Here is a 14,861-nt window from a genome sequence, read left to right as displayed (position 1 = left end):
AGGATTGATCACCTGACGCCGGATGCCAACGGGTCGGAAGGCTTGCGGGGGCAGAATTCCGACCGGTCGGCATGTCCGTTTGCCGGGGCCTGACGGGTGCCGCGTACGTCAACTGCCCGGCGGGGAGGGCGGGTCCGGGCCTTCCCCGCCGCCTCTCACCCCTTGACGCTGCCGTCGGTCAGGCCGGTGCGCCAGAAGCGCTGGAGGACCAGCATGGCGACGGCCAGCGGGACGACGGACACGAACGCGCCGCCGATGGTGAGGGGATACAGCTCCGGGTACCGGTCCGCCGTCGAACGCCACGTCGCCAGCCCGAGGGTGATCGGATACTTCGTGTCGTCGGCGAGCATCACCAGCGGCAGGAAATAGTTGTTCCAGATGTGCACGAATTGGAAGAGCAGCACGGTCACCAGCGCGGGGCTCATGATGCGCAGCACCAGCGTGAAGAAGATCCGCCCCTCCCCCGCGCCGTCCATCCGGGCCGCCTCCAGCAGCGAGTCGGACACCGCCGACTCCGCGTAAATCCGGCACAGGTACACGCCGAACGGGCTGACCAGCGACGGCAGAAGGACCGCCCAGTAGGTGTTGGTGAGGCCGAGCTTGCCGAACAGCAGATAGAGCGGCAGCGCGAGGGCCGTAGACGGGAGCAGCACTCCGGCGAGGACGCTCTTGAAGACGGTTTCCCGGCCGCGGAAGCGGTACTTGGCCAGGGCGAAACCGGCCGCGCCCGCGAGCAGTGTGGCCAGTACGGCGCCGACTCCCGCGTACAGCGCCGAGTTGAGGGCCCAGCGCAGGTAGATGTGGCCGTCGTAGGCGAACAGGTTGCCGATGTTGTGCAGCCACTGCGGGCGGGAGAACCACAGGCCGAAGCTGCCGAAGAGGCGGTCGGAGTTCTTGGTGGAGGCCACCAGCAGCCAGTAGACCGGCAGCAGGAAGTAGCAGGCGGCCAGGGCGAGGAAGGCGGTCAGCAGGACGCGGCCGGGCCGCAGCCGGCGTTTCGGGCGGCCGGCGGCGGGAGGCCTGTCGCCGGAGGCGCTGTCCGTACGGCCGCGGCCTGCCGGGGGCGCCGTGGTGGTGGAGGTCATCGGCTGCTCTCCTTCGTACGGTCCCGCCGTCGGGCGCGCGTCTCCTTCTTCCGCGGGCCGTCCCCGCGGTTGACCATGCCGAGGAAGCCGAAGGAGAGGGCGCAGGCGACGAGCGCCAGGAGCACGGACTTGGCGGCGGCGAGGGAGATGTTGTTGTTGGCGAACGCGTCGTTGTAGGCGCTGAGGTTGGGCGTGTAGTCGGTGGTGATGCTGGAGGTCAGCGGCTTGAGGAGGAGCGGTTCGGAGAACAGCTGCAGGGTGCCGATGATGGAGAACACCGCGGTGAGCACGAGCGCCGGGCGGATCAGCGGGATCTTGATGCGCAGCGCCGTCTGCCAGGGACCCGCGCCGTCGATCTTCGCGGCCTCGTACAGGTCCTGCGGGATCGACTTCAGCTGGGCGACGATGACGAGCATGTTGTAGCCGGCGAACTCCCAGATGACGATGTTCGCCAGGGACCACAGCACGGTGTCGTACGAGAGGAAGTCCGGGGCCGCGCCGACGCGTCCGAGCAGGTCCGTGATGGGGCTGACGCCCGGGATGTAGAGGAAGCCCCACAGGATGGACGCGATGACGCCGGGCACGCCGTACGGGAGGAAGAACGAGGCGCGCAGCAGGCCCGCCCACCGGTCGCCGACGTGTTCCAGCAGGAGGGCCAGCACGGTGGCGAGGACGAGCATCAGCGGCACCTGGACGACGCCGAACAGCAGCACCCGTCCGAAGCCCTCCAGAAAGTCGGCCTCGCCCAGCGCCAGGGTGTAGTTCTCCAGCCCGGCGAAGCCGGTGGTGGCCCGGCCCAGGCCGAGCGGGCCGTGCCGTTCGGTGCTGAGGAAGGACTGGTAGAGGGCGTAGACGATGGGCGCGGCGAAGGTCAGCACGAAGAGGCCGACGAAGGGCCCGAGGAACCACCAGGCGGCGCGGTCGGGCCGGGTGCCGCGGCGGGCCGTCGGAGCGGGCTTCCCGGACGGGTCCTGTGAACGTGCCGTCTGTGTCCGGGTGTTGGCGGCGGTGTCCGTGGTGCTCATCGCGCGCTCCTTGCCTTGAGGCCCTTGGCCAGCAAATCGTCGACGACGCGTTCCTGGCAGTCGTGCAGCGCCTGGACGAGGGTGCCGCCCTGGGCGACGGCCCGTCCGAAGGTGTCGCTGATGTGGGCGAAGGTCTGGTCGACGGTCGGCGCCCACCGCCAGGAGGTGTCGACCTGCCGGTCGGAGGCGGCGAACACGTCGTTGTACCGCTGGCCGCCGAAGAACGGGTCGGCCTTGTCCAGTGCCGAGCCCTGCGCGGCGTCGCGTGCGGCGGGCCAGCCGTAGCCGGCCTGGACCAGGAGGTCGATGCTCTCCGGGTCGGTGTTGAGCCAGTGCGCGAACTCCAGGGCCTCGCGCGGGTGTTGGCTCCCCTGTAGGACGGCGGTGGAGGAGCCGCCCCAGTTGGCGGAGGTGGAGACGCCGGTCTCCCAGCGGGGCATGGGCGCCACCCGCCAGGTGCCCTTCGTACGGGGCGCGTTGCCGCGCAGCAGCGCGTCGCCCCACTGGGGGCCGACCCAGGTCGCCAACTGGCCGGTCTGCAGGGCCCGATACCAGCCGCTCTGCTGGTCGGCCATGGTCGATACGAGCCGGTCGCGCAGCATCCGGTCCCAGTATTCGGCGACTTCGAGCGAGGCGGGGTGGACGAGGTCGACGATCCACTCGTCGCCCTCGGTGCGGATCCAGCGGGCGCCGTGCTGCCACACCAGGGCGGTGAACCACTGGGACTGGTTGGGCGGGAAGGCGGTGATGAGGGAGCCGCCGCCGCGCCGCTTGATCTTCCGCGCGGCCTGCTCGAACTCGCCCCAGGTCTCCGGGACTTCGACGTCCCAGCGCTCGAAGAGGTCGCGGCGGTAGAACATGCCCATCGGCCCGGACGCCTGCGGCAGCGTGTAGACCTTGCCGCTGAACACGCCCTGGTCCCACTGCCAGGGCACGTACGCGTCACGCAGCTTGTCCGCGCCGTACGCGGAGAGGTCGGTGAGGCCCTGGACGAGCATGAAGTCGGCCAGTTCGTAGTACTCGACCTGCGCGAGGTCGGGCGGTGTCCCGGACTTCAGCGCGGCGTGCATCTTCTGGTAGCCGCCGTTGATGTTGGCGGGGATGATCTGCAGTTCGACTTCTATGTCGTCGTGGGTGCGGTTCCACAGGTCGACGGCCTTGTGCAGCGGGACCCACGTCCAGAAGACCAGTCTGACCTTCTCGCCCTTGCGGACGGTGGCCTGACGGGTCGTCCGGGCGGGACCCTGCGCCTCGCCGCAGCCCGCGAGGGCGGGTGCGGCGAGAGCGGAGGCGGCCGCGCCTTTGAGGACACCTCGGCGGGTCGGGGTCACCCCTCGGACCTCCCCGGGTTTCCGCGCAGGACGGCGACGCCGCGGGCGGGAAGCGTACGGGCGGCCGTCGGGGCCGCGTCCGGGTCGAGAGCGTCGGACAGCGCCTCGGGCAGGGTGACTTGGGCGCTCTCGTCGGTGTGGTTGAGCAGGAAGACGAAACGCCCGTCCTCGCTGCCGCGGACGGTGGCCTGGACACCCTCGGGCAGCCCGGGGAGCACCGGTTCGACGCCGGCCCGCGCCCGTACGGAGTCCGTCAACTGCCGCATGGCGGCGGGCTCCAGCCGGGTGCCCGCGTACCAGACGGTGCCGGCGCCGAAGGTGTGCCGGGTCACGGCGGGACGCCCTGCGAGGTCGGGGTGGCTGTCGTCGAACTCCGCGACGGTTTCGGCCCCTTCGGGCTCGATGGCCTCCGACCACAGGTCCGCGCTGCCGGCGAGCTCGCCGCGTACGCCCACTCGGACCCCGTCCTCCAGCGGCCAGAACTCCTCGACGCGCAGGCCCAGCAGTTCGCGCAGGGGCGCCGGGTAGCCGCCGAGGTGCACGCGGTCGCAGGCGTCGACGATGCCGGAGAAGAAGGCCACGAGGAGGTGCCCGCCGCCGCGTACGTACGCCGTCAGCCATTCCGCGTCGTCCTCGCTCAGCAGATACAGGTTGGGGACGACGACCAGCTTGTACGCGGACAGATCGCGGTCAGGCGGCAGGATGTCGCAGGCGACGCCCGCCTCGAACAGCGGCCGGTAGTGGGCGAGGGACAGCTGCGTCTGGCCGAGCGCGGTGGAGGGGTGCGAGTCGAGCTCCAGCGCCCACCAGCTGTTCCAGTCCACGAGCAGCGCGGTGTCGGCCTGCGAGCGGGTGCCGGCGAGCTCGGGTACGGAGCCCAGCTCCCGCCCCAGCTCGGAGACTTCGCGGAAGATGCGGGTGTCGGTACCGCCGTGCGGCAGCATCGCGGAGTGGAACTTCTCGGCGCCGCCGCGCGACTGGCGCCACTGGAAGTACAGGATGGCGTCGGCGCCCTGCGCCACGGCCTGCCAGCTCCACAGCCGCATCCGGCCGGGCTGCTTGGGGCTGTTGCGGGCCCGCCAGTTGACCGCGCCGGGCGCCTGTTCCAGCAGCATCCACGGCTGTCCGCCGCGGGCGGAGCGCATCAGGTCGAAGTTGTAGGCGGCCTGGATGTGGGTGAGCGGGTCGTACGGGTCCTGGTAGAAGTCCAGCGACATGACGTCCTGGTGGCCGGCCCATTCGAAGGCGTTCACCGGCTTGTGATTCGGCATCAGGTTGGTCGTGACGGGGATGCCGGGGGTGACGCGGTCGAGCACCTGCTTCTCGGTCAGATAGCACTGGAGCAGCGCGTCGTTGCCGAAGCGGCGGTAGTCGAGCTGGTGCGCCGGGTTGGGGAAGGTGGGGGCCTTCCGCGGCGGCAGCACCTCGTCGAAGGAGGTGTAGGCCTGCGCCCAGAAGGCCGTCGACCAGGCGTCGTTGAGGGCCTCGACGGTGCCGTACCGCTCGCGCAGCCAGCGCCGGAAGTCCTCGGCCGACACATCGCAGAAGCACTCGTACGTGTGGCAGCCGTACTCGTTGCCGACGTGCCACAGGGCGAGTGCGGGATGCTCGGCGTAGCGGGTCGCGAGCTTCTCGACGAGACGGGCGGCGTGCTCGCGGTAGACGGGTGAGGAGGGGCAGTAGTGCTGCCGTCCGCCGGGCCAGCTGCGGGTGCCGTCCGCGGCCTCGGGCAGCACCTCGGGGTGCCGGTGGGAGAGCCACGGGGGCGGTGAGGCGGTCATGGTGGCCAGGCACACCTGGATGCCGGCGGCGGCGAGCCGGTCCAGCACGCGGTCGAACCAGCCGAAGTCGTACTCACCCGGGCGGGGTTCGACCTTCGCCCAGGAGAAGATGCCAGCGGTGACCATGGAGACGCCGGCCTCCTGCATCAGCTTGGTGTCCTCGGCCCACACCTCCTCGGGCCACTGCTCGGGGTTGTAGTCGCCACCGAAGTGGATGCGGGACGTGCGGCCTGCGTCTCCAACTGCCATGTGCGGTGCGCTCCTTGACGACGCCGTACTCCGTTGTGACCGGCGAAAAATGATGAATTAACAATTAACCGGAGCGACGGCAATATAAGGAGGCCCGAGATCGGGGGTCAACCCCTTGAGGCGGGTGTTGCGCGGGGGTTCGGAAAGGGTCTCTCGCAGCGTTCTCCGTCACTACGACACCGGTGACGTTTGACGCGCGGAAACATGGGATGTTCCCATCATGGGCGTGATCGCGCCCGGTGGGGCGCGCCGGAGCGGGCCGGAGCGGGCCGGGGACCGGCCGGGGACCGGCCGGGGACCGGCCGGGGACCGGCCGGGGACCGGCCGGGGACGACGGGACAGGGAGAGACGCATGCCGTTGCGGGAGACGCCGCGGATGAATCTGGTGGGCTCCGTCATCGAGCAGATGGAGGAGCTCATCGCCGGGGGCGAGTGGCCCGTCGGCGAGAAGATCCCGCCCGAGCCGGTGCTCGTGGAGCAGCTCGGGGTCGGCCGGAACACCGTGCGCGAAGCCGTACGGGCCCTCGTGCACACCGAGATGCTGGAGCCGCGGCAGGGCGACGGCACGTACGTCCGCGCCTCCAGCGGATTCGGCGCCGCCGTGCAGCGCAGGCTGCGGCACGCGGAGGAGCTGGAGGCGTACGAGGTGCGCGCCTCGCTGGAACGGGACGCCGCGCGCTATGCCGCGCTGCGCCGTACCGACGAGGACCTGGCCGCGCTGCGCGCCGCGCTCGCCGCGCGCGACGGGGCGTGGAACGACCGGCGGGCGCACGACGGCGCCGACGTCGGGACGTTCATCGAGGCGGACATGGAGTTCCACCGGGCCGTCGCCGCCGCGGCGCACAACACCGTACTGGCCGATCTGTACGACCAGTTCAGCGACGGGCTGCGCGCCACGCTGCAGTCCGTCATCGGCGCGCCCGTGCCGGAGGCCGTACAGCACCAGTTCGACGCGCACGGCGCGATCGTCGCCGCCATCGAGGCCGGCGACCCGGACGCCGCCGAACAGGCCGCGCTCGCCCACCTCAACGAGGCGATGGACGCGCTCCGCGGGCTCGGCCCGGACACCCGCACAGGGGACGCAGAGGAACCCCGCACAGGGGACGCAGGAGAAGAGGGAAAGTGACCACACCGCAGACCGGCAGCGCGACCCCCGACGGGGACGCGCCGGCCGACCAGGACGCGATACCTGACCTGGAACGGCAGGCGCCGCCGCCCGCCGGCTCCGCGCCCCCGGGCGCCGTCACGGGGCGGCGCGCCTTGTGGCTCGGCGCGGGCATCGTGCTGCTCGCCCTCAACCTCCGGCCGGCGCTGGTAGCCGTGTCCCCGCTGATGCCGTCCATCCGTACCGACGGCATGTCCGCCACCGCGGCGTCCATGCTGACCTCGCTGCCGCTGCTGTGCTTCGGCCTGCTGGCGCCCGTCGCGCCGCGCGTGGGGCGGCGGTTCGGCATGGAGCGGTCGCTGCTCGGCGCCATGCTCCTCGTCGTCGTCGGCACCGCGGTACGGCTCGTGGACTCGACCCTCGCCCTGTTCGCGGGAAGTGTCGTCATCGGCGCGGGCATCGCGGTGGGCAACGTGCTGCTGCCCAGCCTCATCAAGCGGGACTTCCCGCACCGGGTCGGGCTGATGATGGGCCTGTTCTCCATGACGCTGTTCACCGGCGCGGCCGCCGCTGCCGGACTGACCGTGCCCCTGCAGAACGCCTCCGGCTTCGACTGGCGCACCATGCTGGCCCTTTGGGGCGTGCTCGCCGTCCTGGCGCTCGCGGTGTGGCTGCCGCAGCTGCGCTCCCGTACGCGCGTATCCGCGGACGCGGCCCGACAGGCGGCGCACCCGGTGCGCGGCCTGTGGCGGTCCCCGCTGGCCTGGCAGGTCACCGCCTACATGGGCCTGCAGTCCCTCTCGTACTACGCGGCGACCGCATGGCTGCCGAGCATGCTGGAGGACTCCGGGCTGAGCACCGGCACGGCCGGCTGGATGCTGTCCTTCTCCTCGCTGCTGGGCATCGCCGGCTCGTTCCTCGCGCCGGTCCTCTCCGAACGGCGCATGCGCCCGGCCACGGTCATGGTGCTCGGCACCGTGCTGGTCGCGGCCGGCTTCACCGGCATGCTCGTGGCCCCGGCGGGCGGCGCGTACCTGTGGATGCTGCTGCTCGGCCTCGGCCAGGGCGCGGCCATCAGCCTCGCGCTGCTGTTCATCGTCCAACGCGCCCCCGACACCCGGCACTCGGCGCAGCTCTCCAGCATGGCGCAGTGCTACGGGTACGTGCTCGCCGCGACCGGGCCCGCCGTGCTGGGCGCGGTGCACGACGCCGTGGGCAGCTGGACCGTTCCGCTCGTCGTACTGCTCGTCCTTCTCGTGCCGCAACTGCTCGCCGGTCTCGGCGCGGCGCGGAACCGTCATGTCGCGGGGTACGGCGTGGTGTGAGCACCGGCGCGGCGGAATACTGGCATCGTGCCCGGCGTCGGTATTCCGTAAAGAGCGCTGGGAGCTCTGCATGGCGTCTGTGGGCACTTCTCCGCATGTGCAGCCGGAAGAGAACGAGGCACCGAAGAGACAGAAGAGTCCGGGGTCGGTGGTCATCGACTGGGTGACGACCACCGACCACAAGAAAATCGGAACGCTGTATCTGACGACCTCGTTCATCTTCTTCCTCCTCGGCGGTGTCATGGCGCTGTTCATGCGCGCCGAACTCGCCCGCCCCGGCATTCAGATCCTCTCGAACGAACAGTTCAACCAGGCGTTCACCATGCACGGCACGGTGATGCTGCTGATGTTCGCCACCCCGCTCTTCATCGGTTTCGCCAACTGGGTCATGCCGTTGCAGATCGGTTCACCCGATGTGGCCTTTCCGCGGCTGAACATGCTGTCGTACTGGCTGTTCCTCTTCGGTTCGCTGATCGTGATGAGCGGCTTCATCACCCCCAACGGGGCCGCCGACTTCGGCTGGTTCGCCTACTCGCCGCTCACCGACGAAGCGCACTCACCGGGCGTCGGCGGCGACCTGTGGGTGATGGGCCTGGCGCTGTCCGGCTTCGGCACGATCCTCGGCAACGTCAACTTCATCACCACCATCATCTGCATGCGGGCCCCCGGCATGACGATGTTCCGCATGCCGATCTTCACCTGGAACGTGCTGCTCACCTCGGTGCTCGTGCTGTTCGCCTTCCCGGTGCTGGCCGCCTCGCTGTTCGCGCTGGAGGCGGACCGGAAGCTCGGCGCGCACGTCTTCGACGCGGCCAACGGCGGCGGCCTGCTGTGGCAGCACCTCTTCTGGTTCTTCGGCCATCCCGAGGTCTACATCATCGCGCTGCCGTTCTTCGGCATCGCCTCCGAAGTGATCCCGGTCTTCGCCCGGAAGCCCATCTTCGGCTACATCGGGCTGGTCGCCGCCACCATTTCCATCGCCGGGCTCTCGGTGACGGTCTGGGCGCACCACATGTTCGTCACGGGCGGCGTACTGCTGCCGTTCTTCTCGTTCATGACGTTCCTCATCGCGGTGCCGACAGGAGTGAAGTTCTTCAACTGGATCGGCACGATGTGGAAAGGGTCGCTGTCCTTCGAGACGCCGATGCTGTGGACCGTCGGATTCCTCGTGACGTTCCTCTTCGGCGGGCTGACGGGTGTCATTCTCGCCTCGCCGCCGATGGACTTCCACGTCTCCGACTCGTACTTCGTCGTCGCGCACTTCCACTACGTGGTGTTCGGTACGGTCGTCTTCGCGATGTTCTCCGGATTCCACTTCTGGTGGCCGAAGTTCACCGGAAAGCTGCTCGACGAACGGCTGGGGAAAATCACCTTCTGGACGCTGTTCGTCGGTTTCCACGGCACGTTCCTCGTACAGCACTGGCTGGGCGCGGAAGGCATGCCCCGCCGGTACGCCGACTATCTCGCCGCCGACGGCTTCACCGCGCTCAACACGATCTCGTCCATCAGCTCGTTCCTGCTCGGCCTGTCGATCCTGCCGTTCCTCTACAACGTCTGGAAGACCGCCAAGCACGGCAAGAACGTCGGCGTCGACGACCCCTGGGGCTACGGCCGTTCGCTGGAGTGGGCCACGTCGTGCCCGCCGCCTCGGCACAACTTCGTCACCCTGCCGCGGATCCGCTCCGAATCCCCCGCCTTCGACCTCAACTACCCGTCCGTCGCCGCCATCGAGCAACACGGCCACACCGGGGACAGCGTGACCGTGGCCCCGGCGAGCGGCAAGGAGTGACCCGTGGAGACCGGAGAGGACAACGCCCGCGGTCTCGCCCAGCTCGAGGGATACCTGCTGTGGAACGCGGAGGTCGCCGAAGCCCACCGGCAGGCACGCGCCTTCGCCGACCAGCTGCCGTGGCTGACCGCGGCGCAGCGGGCCGAAGTCGAACGCGTCTACACCGCCGACCGGCTGACGCTGGCCCGTACGACCCTGGCCCGCATCGCGGACCGCGCGAAGGAACTACGGGCCGAATACACCGACCGCTACCGGCAGTTGCGCCTCCGCTGCGTCGTGGCGGTGACCCTCACCACGGCGGGACTGGCCGGAATCACCGCGGCGGTGGTCACGGCGACGGCGCGCGGCTGAGCCCCGAACAGGGGCGCGGGGAACTGCGCGAACGACGACGCGGGACGCGAGTCAGCCCCGAAAAGGGGCGCGGGGAACTGCGCGAACCACAGCGCGATCCGCAGCCGCCCGACACACCCTCGGGGCACCCAACGCGGCACGGGCAAGGAGCCGCTAGACGCACACCGTGCCGACGACGACCGTCGCATACAGCTCGTCGTCGGCGACGACCCGCGCATCCAACCCGTGCCCCGCGAAAGCGGAAACCGCGTCGACCGCCTGGTGTTCGCTCGTCTCGACGAGGAGGCTGCCGCCGGGCGCCAGCCAGTCGCGCGCTTCGGCCGTCACCCGCCGCAGTACGTCGAGACCGTCCGCGCCTCCGTCGAGCGCCACCAGCGGCTCGTACACGCGGGCCTCCTGCGGCAGCAGGCCGACCGAACCGCTCGGCACGTACGGCACGTTGGCGACGAGTACGTCGATCCGGCCGCGCAGGCCGGCGGGCAGTGGCGCGAACAGGTCGCCCTCGTACACGCGGCCGCCGGCCGGGGCGAGGTTGCGGCGGGCGCAGGCCACCGCGGCGGGGTCGACGTCCGCCGCGTACAGCTCGGCACACCCGGGGGCCGCGGCGAGGACGGCCCCGACCGCGCCCGTACCGCAGCACAGGTCGACGGCGACGGCTGCGGGGGTGCGCGTGAGGGGGTCCCTTACGGGGGCTTCCCGTATGAGGGCCGCGGCCTCGCGGGCGAGGAGTTGGGTGCGCCGCCGGGGCACGAACACGCCCGGGTCCACGGCGATCCGCAGCCCGCAGAACTCCGCCCAGCCCAGGACGTGTTCGAGGGGCAGACCCGCGGCGCGGCGCTCCACCATCGCGTCGAGGGCGTCCTCGTCGGGGGCGGTGGCGCTGAGCAGTTCGGCCTCGTCCTCGGCGAACACGCAGCCCGCGGTGCGGAGTCGGGACACGAGCGCTGAACGGAGAACGGGTGAGGGGGAAACCGGCATGGAAGCCTTTCGGGATGCCATCGGCGCTCCCCGGCCGGCTATGCCGTGCGGACCGTGCGTCCGCGCGCGCGTCCGGGGAGAACCCTGCCTGATCGGGCGGTAACGGTTCTCACCTCCTCGGACGTCCCTGCGTGAGACGGTCACCCTACATCGGAGCGCGGGGCGGTGTGACCCTCCTGGCGATCACTGGTGGCGGCCGGAACGTGGCCCGCGACCGTACGGTCGTCGCGGTCGCTCCCCGTGTCCGTGCCACTCGGCGCCCCCTCCTGCTTCATGGCCTTCGCCTCGCTCTTGAGGATCCGCAGGGACTTGCCCAGCGAACGGGCCGTGTCCGGCAGCTTCTTGGAGCCGAACACCAGGACCAGCACCACGGCCACGATCAGCAGATGCCAGGGCTCCAGCCCATTGCGCAGGAACATCGGACGTCCTTCCCTTGTCGAGGGCCGGCGGCATCCCTTGACGACGGCCACCGGCGACTCTCGGCCACGTACATAGTTGCTATATTGCGCAACTATACAACTCCGTACACGGGTGAAGAGGCACATGACAGGCAGTCACAGGCGCGGCAGCCGAGGCAGGAGCGACGGGGCGGACGTACGCCGCCGTCGCGGGCGCCGCAGCCGCGGGCGGATCGCCGGGGCGACGGCGGTGTCGCTGCTCATCCTGGCCACGTCGGGCGCCGGCTGGGTCTACCTCCGGCTGAACGGCAACATCAGTACGTTCGGCACGGACGGCATCAGCGGCGACCGTCCGGACGACGGGGAGGGCGGCCAGAACGTTCTGGTCATCGGCTCCGACTCGCGCGCGGGCAACAACAGTTCGCTGGGCGGGGGCGAGGGATCGGTGGGCCGTTCCGACACCGCGTTCCTGCTGCACGTGTACGGCGACCGCAAGCACGCGGTGGCCGTCTCCTTCCCCCGCGACGCGCTGGTCGACATCCCGTCCTGCAAGGCGCCCGACGGCAGTTGGACCGCGCCGCAGAGCAACGAGATGTTCAACTCGGCCTTCACCGTGGGCAACACGGCCAAGGGCAATCCGGCCTGCACGCAGAACACCGTCGAGAAACTGACAGGCCTGCGCGTCGACCACACGGTCGTCGTCGACTTCAACGGCTTCGCCAAGATGACCTCCGCCGTCGGCGGCGTACCGGTCTGCCTGCCCAACGACATCTACCAGGGCGACATCAACCCGAACCGGGGCTCGCGCGGCGCGCGCGTCTTCACCAAGGGCAAGCAGGAGGTGTCGGGGCAGCAGGCACTGGATTACGTACGGCTGCGGCACGGCATCGGCGACGGCTCGGACATCGGCCGCATCCAGCGCCAACAGGCCTTCGTCTCCAGCCTGATCAAGAAGATCAAGGACGAGGGCTTCACCCCCACGAACCTGCTTCCGCTCGCGAACGCGGCCACCGAGTCGATGACCGTCGACGAAGGGCTGGGCTCCGCCGACAAGATGATGTCGTTCGCGATGTCGCTCAAGAACGTCGACCTGCACAACACCAAGTTCGTCACCGTCCCCTGGCGCTACCAGGGCGCACGGGTCGCCGTCGTGAAACCGCAGGCGGACGCGCTGTGGTCGGCGCTCAAGGCGGACCGCGCGCTGCCGTCGGATGCTCCGAGCGGCGGCGGCAAGTCGTCGTCCCCGTCCCCTGCTTCCCGGTCCGTCTCGGGGGACGGCATCACCGTGTCCGTCACCAACGGCACGTCGGTCACCGGCCTGGCCGCCCGCGCCTCCGACACCCTCACCCAGCGCGGCTTCACCGTGACGGGCACCGCCACGGCCCCCGACCAGAACACCCCCACCACCCACATCACTTACGGGCCCGGGGAGCACGCCCACGCCAAGACCCTCGCCCGCCTCTTCCCCGAAGCGGACCTCCACTCCGGCCCCGCCCCGGGCATCACCCTCACCCTCGGCCAGGACTACGCCAACTCCCCCACCGGCTCCACCCCCGACCCCCCGACCAAGAAACCCCGAGCGGCTTCGGACGACCTCTGCGAGGGGCTGTCGTACGGGTGAGGTGCGGCGGCCCGTACGGGGCGGGCCCGGGTGAGATCGCCTTCGGCGCGCATACCGCAGTATGCTGCACTCATGGCCTCCACGACGCGCATCACGGTCACTCTCCCGACCGAGCAGGTCGAGGAGCTCCGGAACCTGACGGACAACATCTCGGGCTATGTGTCCGAGGCAGTGGCCCGGCAGATCAGACACGAGCTGCTCGGCGAGGACCTCCGGCACCACCAGGAAGAGCACGGCGACTTCACCGAGGAGGAACTGGCGGCCGCCCGGGCCAGGATCGGCTCCGGCCCGCACCACCAGACGGATGCCGCGTGAGCACTCACGTCGAGACAGTGGTCCTCGACGCGGAGGGGCTCTCGGCCTGGGTCGCCCAGGACCGGAAGCTGCTCGCGATGCTGCACGTGTTCCACGCCATGGGGGCCGACGTGGTCGTCGGAGCCAACACCATCGTCGAGGTCAGCCACTCACGGGTAAATCTGCCGCGGCTGAACTGGGTGCTCTCCCGCGTCAAGGTGGAGGCGGTCACCGCGGAGGCGGCGAAGGCGGCAGCGGCTCTGCTGAAGGCGGCCGGGCTTCATGGCCACAAGTACGCGATCGACGCGACGGTGGCGGAAGCCGCCCTCCGCCAGCCCGGCCCCGTCGCGGTGCTCACCTCCGACGCGGACGACATGACCAAGCTCTGCGGAAACCGCGTACACGTGATCGGCCTCTGAACCGCCTCGCCCAGTCCACGGGCCAGTATCCGCAGCTCCTCAAACCTGTGACGCAACTGCCGCTCGGGGGCCGGCCGTACGCCGTCGGCTCGTAATTCGACATTCCTCTATATTGACGCGCTGCCGTCCGAGGGGCACGCTGCTTACATCGACAGATGTCGATACAGAGGAGCCCGGGCGCCGGCCCGGACCCGAGAGGGGGAAGTGCCATGAGCGATCAGTCCACCGATCTGCGGGAGGCCGTCCGCCGCAGCTATGCCGCGGCGGCGACGCAGGTCACCGATGGCGGCACGGCCTGTTGTGGCGAGCAGCGCGTGGAAACCGACGAGAACTTCGGCCGGACGCTCTATGCGGAGGGCGACCGCGAATCGCTGCCCGCCGAGGCCGTCGCCGCCTCGCTCGGCTGCGGCAACCCCACCGCCGTCGCCGAGCTGCACAAGGGCGAACGCGTACTGGACCTCGGCTCCGGCGGCGGCATCGACGTGCTGCTCTCCGCCCGCCGGGTCGGCGCCACCGGCAAGGCGTACGGGCTCGACATGACCGAGGAGATGCTGGCGCTCGCACTGGCCAATCAGAGGAAGGCCGGCGTGGCCAACGTCGAGTTCCTCAAGGGCACCATCGAGGACATCCCCCTGCCCGCGGACACGATCGATGTGGTCATCTCCAACTGCGTCATCAACCTCTCCACCGACAAGCCGCTGGTCTTCGCCGAGATACACCGTGTTCTGGTCCCCGGGGGCCGGATCGGCGTCTCCGACGTACTCGCCGAGGACGCCCTCACCCCGGCGGAGCGGGCCGAACGCGGCGGCTACGTCGGCTGCATCGCCGGGGCGCTCTCCTTCGCCGAGTACCGGCAGGGCCTGCGGGACGCCGGTTTCACCGACGTCGAGATCACGCCGACCCATGCAGTCGCGGACGGCATGCACGCCGCCCTCGTCCGCGCGGCGAAGCCCGCCGGCACGGCAGAGAGCGGCGCCGTGGCGGATGCGGCAGACGCCTGCTGCGGCGTTACCGCCTGCTGCACCTCCGCCGAAGAAGCCGTCGACCCGAACACAACCGTTGCCGGGGCCAAGTCCGCTTCCGGCTGCGGCTGTCAGCGCTGAGGACAGG

General features: G+C 70.3%; 14 protein-coding genes. 8 read left to right on the top strand and 6 right to left on the bottom strand.

All coding sequences use genetic code 11. The features are described 5' to 3' along the window. Positions 1 to 155: 155 nt before the first annotated feature. Genes AC3AGO_RS29960 through AC3AGO_RS29945 form a run of 4 tightly spaced genes read right to left on the bottom strand, consistent with a single transcriptional unit; the run spans position 156 to position 5,471 of the window. Positions 156 to 1,085 (bottom strand): carbohydrate ABC transporter permease, encoded by a 930-nt coding sequence (locus AC3AGO_RS29960; protein WP_487823387.1) that lies wholly within the window; start codon positions 1,083 to 1,085, stop codon positions 156 to 158. Continuing rightward, a complete protein-coding gene (locus AC3AGO_RS29955; protein ID WP_487823386.1) occupies positions 1,082 to 2,110 on the bottom strand; it encodes a carbohydrate ABC transporter permease in 1,029 nt (342 codons plus the stop codon). The genes AC3AGO_RS29960 and AC3AGO_RS29955 overlap by 4 nt, the downstream gene beginning before the upstream one ends. Further along, complete coding sequence (locus AC3AGO_RS29950) at positions 2,107 to 3,441, bottom strand: ABC transporter substrate-binding protein (protein ID WP_487823385.1); 1,335 nt, start codon at positions 3,439 to 3,441, stop codon at positions 2,107 to 2,109. The genes AC3AGO_RS29955 and AC3AGO_RS29950 overlap by 4 nt, the downstream gene beginning before the upstream one ends. Beyond that, positions 3,438 to 5,471: a beta-galactosidase gene (locus AC3AGO_RS29945; protein ID WP_487823384.1), complete on the bottom strand. Its 2,034-nt coding sequence runs from the start codon at positions 5,469 to 5,471 to the stop codon at positions 3,438 to 3,440. Before AC3AGO_RS29945 ends, AC3AGO_RS29950 begins: the two co-directional genes overlap by 4 nt. 352 nt (positions 5,472 to 5,823) lie before the next feature. Between AC3AGO_RS29945 and AC3AGO_RS29940 the strand changes: the two genes are divergently transcribed. From AC3AGO_RS29940 to AC3AGO_RS29925, 4 genes are all read left to right on the top strand, one after another. Then, positions 5,824 to 6,597, top strand: a complete 774-nt coding sequence (locus AC3AGO_RS29940; RefSeq protein WP_487823383.1) for a FadR/GntR family transcriptional regulator — start codon at positions 5,824 to 5,826, stop codon at positions 6,595 to 6,597. After that, complete coding sequence (locus AC3AGO_RS29935; RefSeq protein WP_487823382.1) at positions 6,594 to 7,901, top strand: CynX/NimT family MFS transporter; 1,308 nt, start codon at positions 6,594 to 6,596, stop codon at positions 7,899 to 7,901. Before AC3AGO_RS29940 ends, AC3AGO_RS29935 begins: the two co-directional genes overlap by 4 nt. A gap of 70 nt (positions 7,902 to 7,971) precedes the next feature. Continuing rightward, positions 7,972 to 9,690 (top strand): aa3-type cytochrome oxidase subunit I, encoded by a 1,719-nt coding sequence (ctaD, locus tag AC3AGO_RS29930; protein ID WP_487823381.1) that lies wholly within the window; start codon positions 7,972 to 7,974, stop codon positions 9,688 to 9,690. 3 nt (positions 9,691 to 9,693) lie between these two features. Continuing rightward, positions 9,694 to 10,041, top strand: coding sequence for a hypothetical protein (locus tag AC3AGO_RS29925; protein ID WP_487823380.1), 348 nt, complete (start codon positions 9,694 to 9,696; stop codon positions 10,039 to 10,041). Between the two features lie 153 nt (positions 10,042 to 10,194). Here the strand turns inward: AC3AGO_RS29925 and AC3AGO_RS29920 are convergent, their stop codons facing one another. After that, positions 10,195 to 11,019: a putative protein N(5)-glutamine methyltransferase gene (locus AC3AGO_RS29920; protein ID WP_487824865.1), complete on the bottom strand. Its 825-nt coding sequence runs from the start codon at positions 11,017 to 11,019 to the stop codon at positions 10,195 to 10,197. A 140-nt stretch (positions 11,020 to 11,159) separates the two neighbouring features. Continuing rightward, positions 11,160 to 11,438 carry a Sec-independent protein translocase subunit TatA gene (gene tatA / locus AC3AGO_RS29915; protein ID WP_487823379.1) on the bottom strand — a complete coding sequence of 93 codons (279 nt, stop codon included), beginning with the start codon at positions 11,436 to 11,438 and terminating at the stop codon, positions 11,160 to 11,162. A gap of 124 nt (positions 11,439 to 11,562) precedes the next feature. Between tatA and AC3AGO_RS29910 the strand changes: the two genes are divergently transcribed. The 4 genes from AC3AGO_RS29910 to arsM all read left to right on the top strand — a co-directional run bounded on the left by AC3AGO_RS29910 (position 11,563) and on the right by arsM (position 14,854). Then, a complete protein-coding gene (locus AC3AGO_RS29910; RefSeq protein ID WP_487823378.1) occupies positions 11,563 to 13,038 on the top strand; it encodes an LCP family protein in 1,476 nt (491 codons plus the stop codon). Between the two features lie 72 nt (positions 13,039 to 13,110). Then, on the top strand, positions 13,111 to 13,353 hold the full coding sequence (locus tag AC3AGO_RS29905) for a type II toxin-antitoxin system CcdA family antitoxin (protein WP_487823377.1): 243 nt from the start codon (positions 13,111 to 13,113) through the stop codon (positions 13,351 to 13,353). After that, the gene (locus tag AC3AGO_RS29900; protein ID WP_487823376.1) at positions 13,350 to 13,751 is read left to right on the top strand and encodes a DNA-binding protein; all 402 of its coding nucleotides are present in this window, start codon (positions 13,350 to 13,352) and stop codon (positions 13,749 to 13,751) included. The genes AC3AGO_RS29905 and AC3AGO_RS29900 overlap by 4 nt, the downstream gene beginning before the upstream one ends. A gap of 209 nt (positions 13,752 to 13,960) precedes the next feature. After that, positions 13,961 to 14,854 (top strand): arsenite methyltransferase, encoded by an 894-nt coding sequence (gene arsM, locus AC3AGO_RS29895; protein WP_487823375.1) that lies wholly within the window; start codon positions 13,961 to 13,963, stop codon positions 14,852 to 14,854. Positions 14,855 to 14,861: the final 7 nt, after the last annotated feature.

This window comes from Streptomyces sp. BL1 (assembly GCF_057628045.1).
Note: the sequence above shows the minus strand (reverse complement) of the source record. Positions and strands in the feature narration are given on the sequence as shown.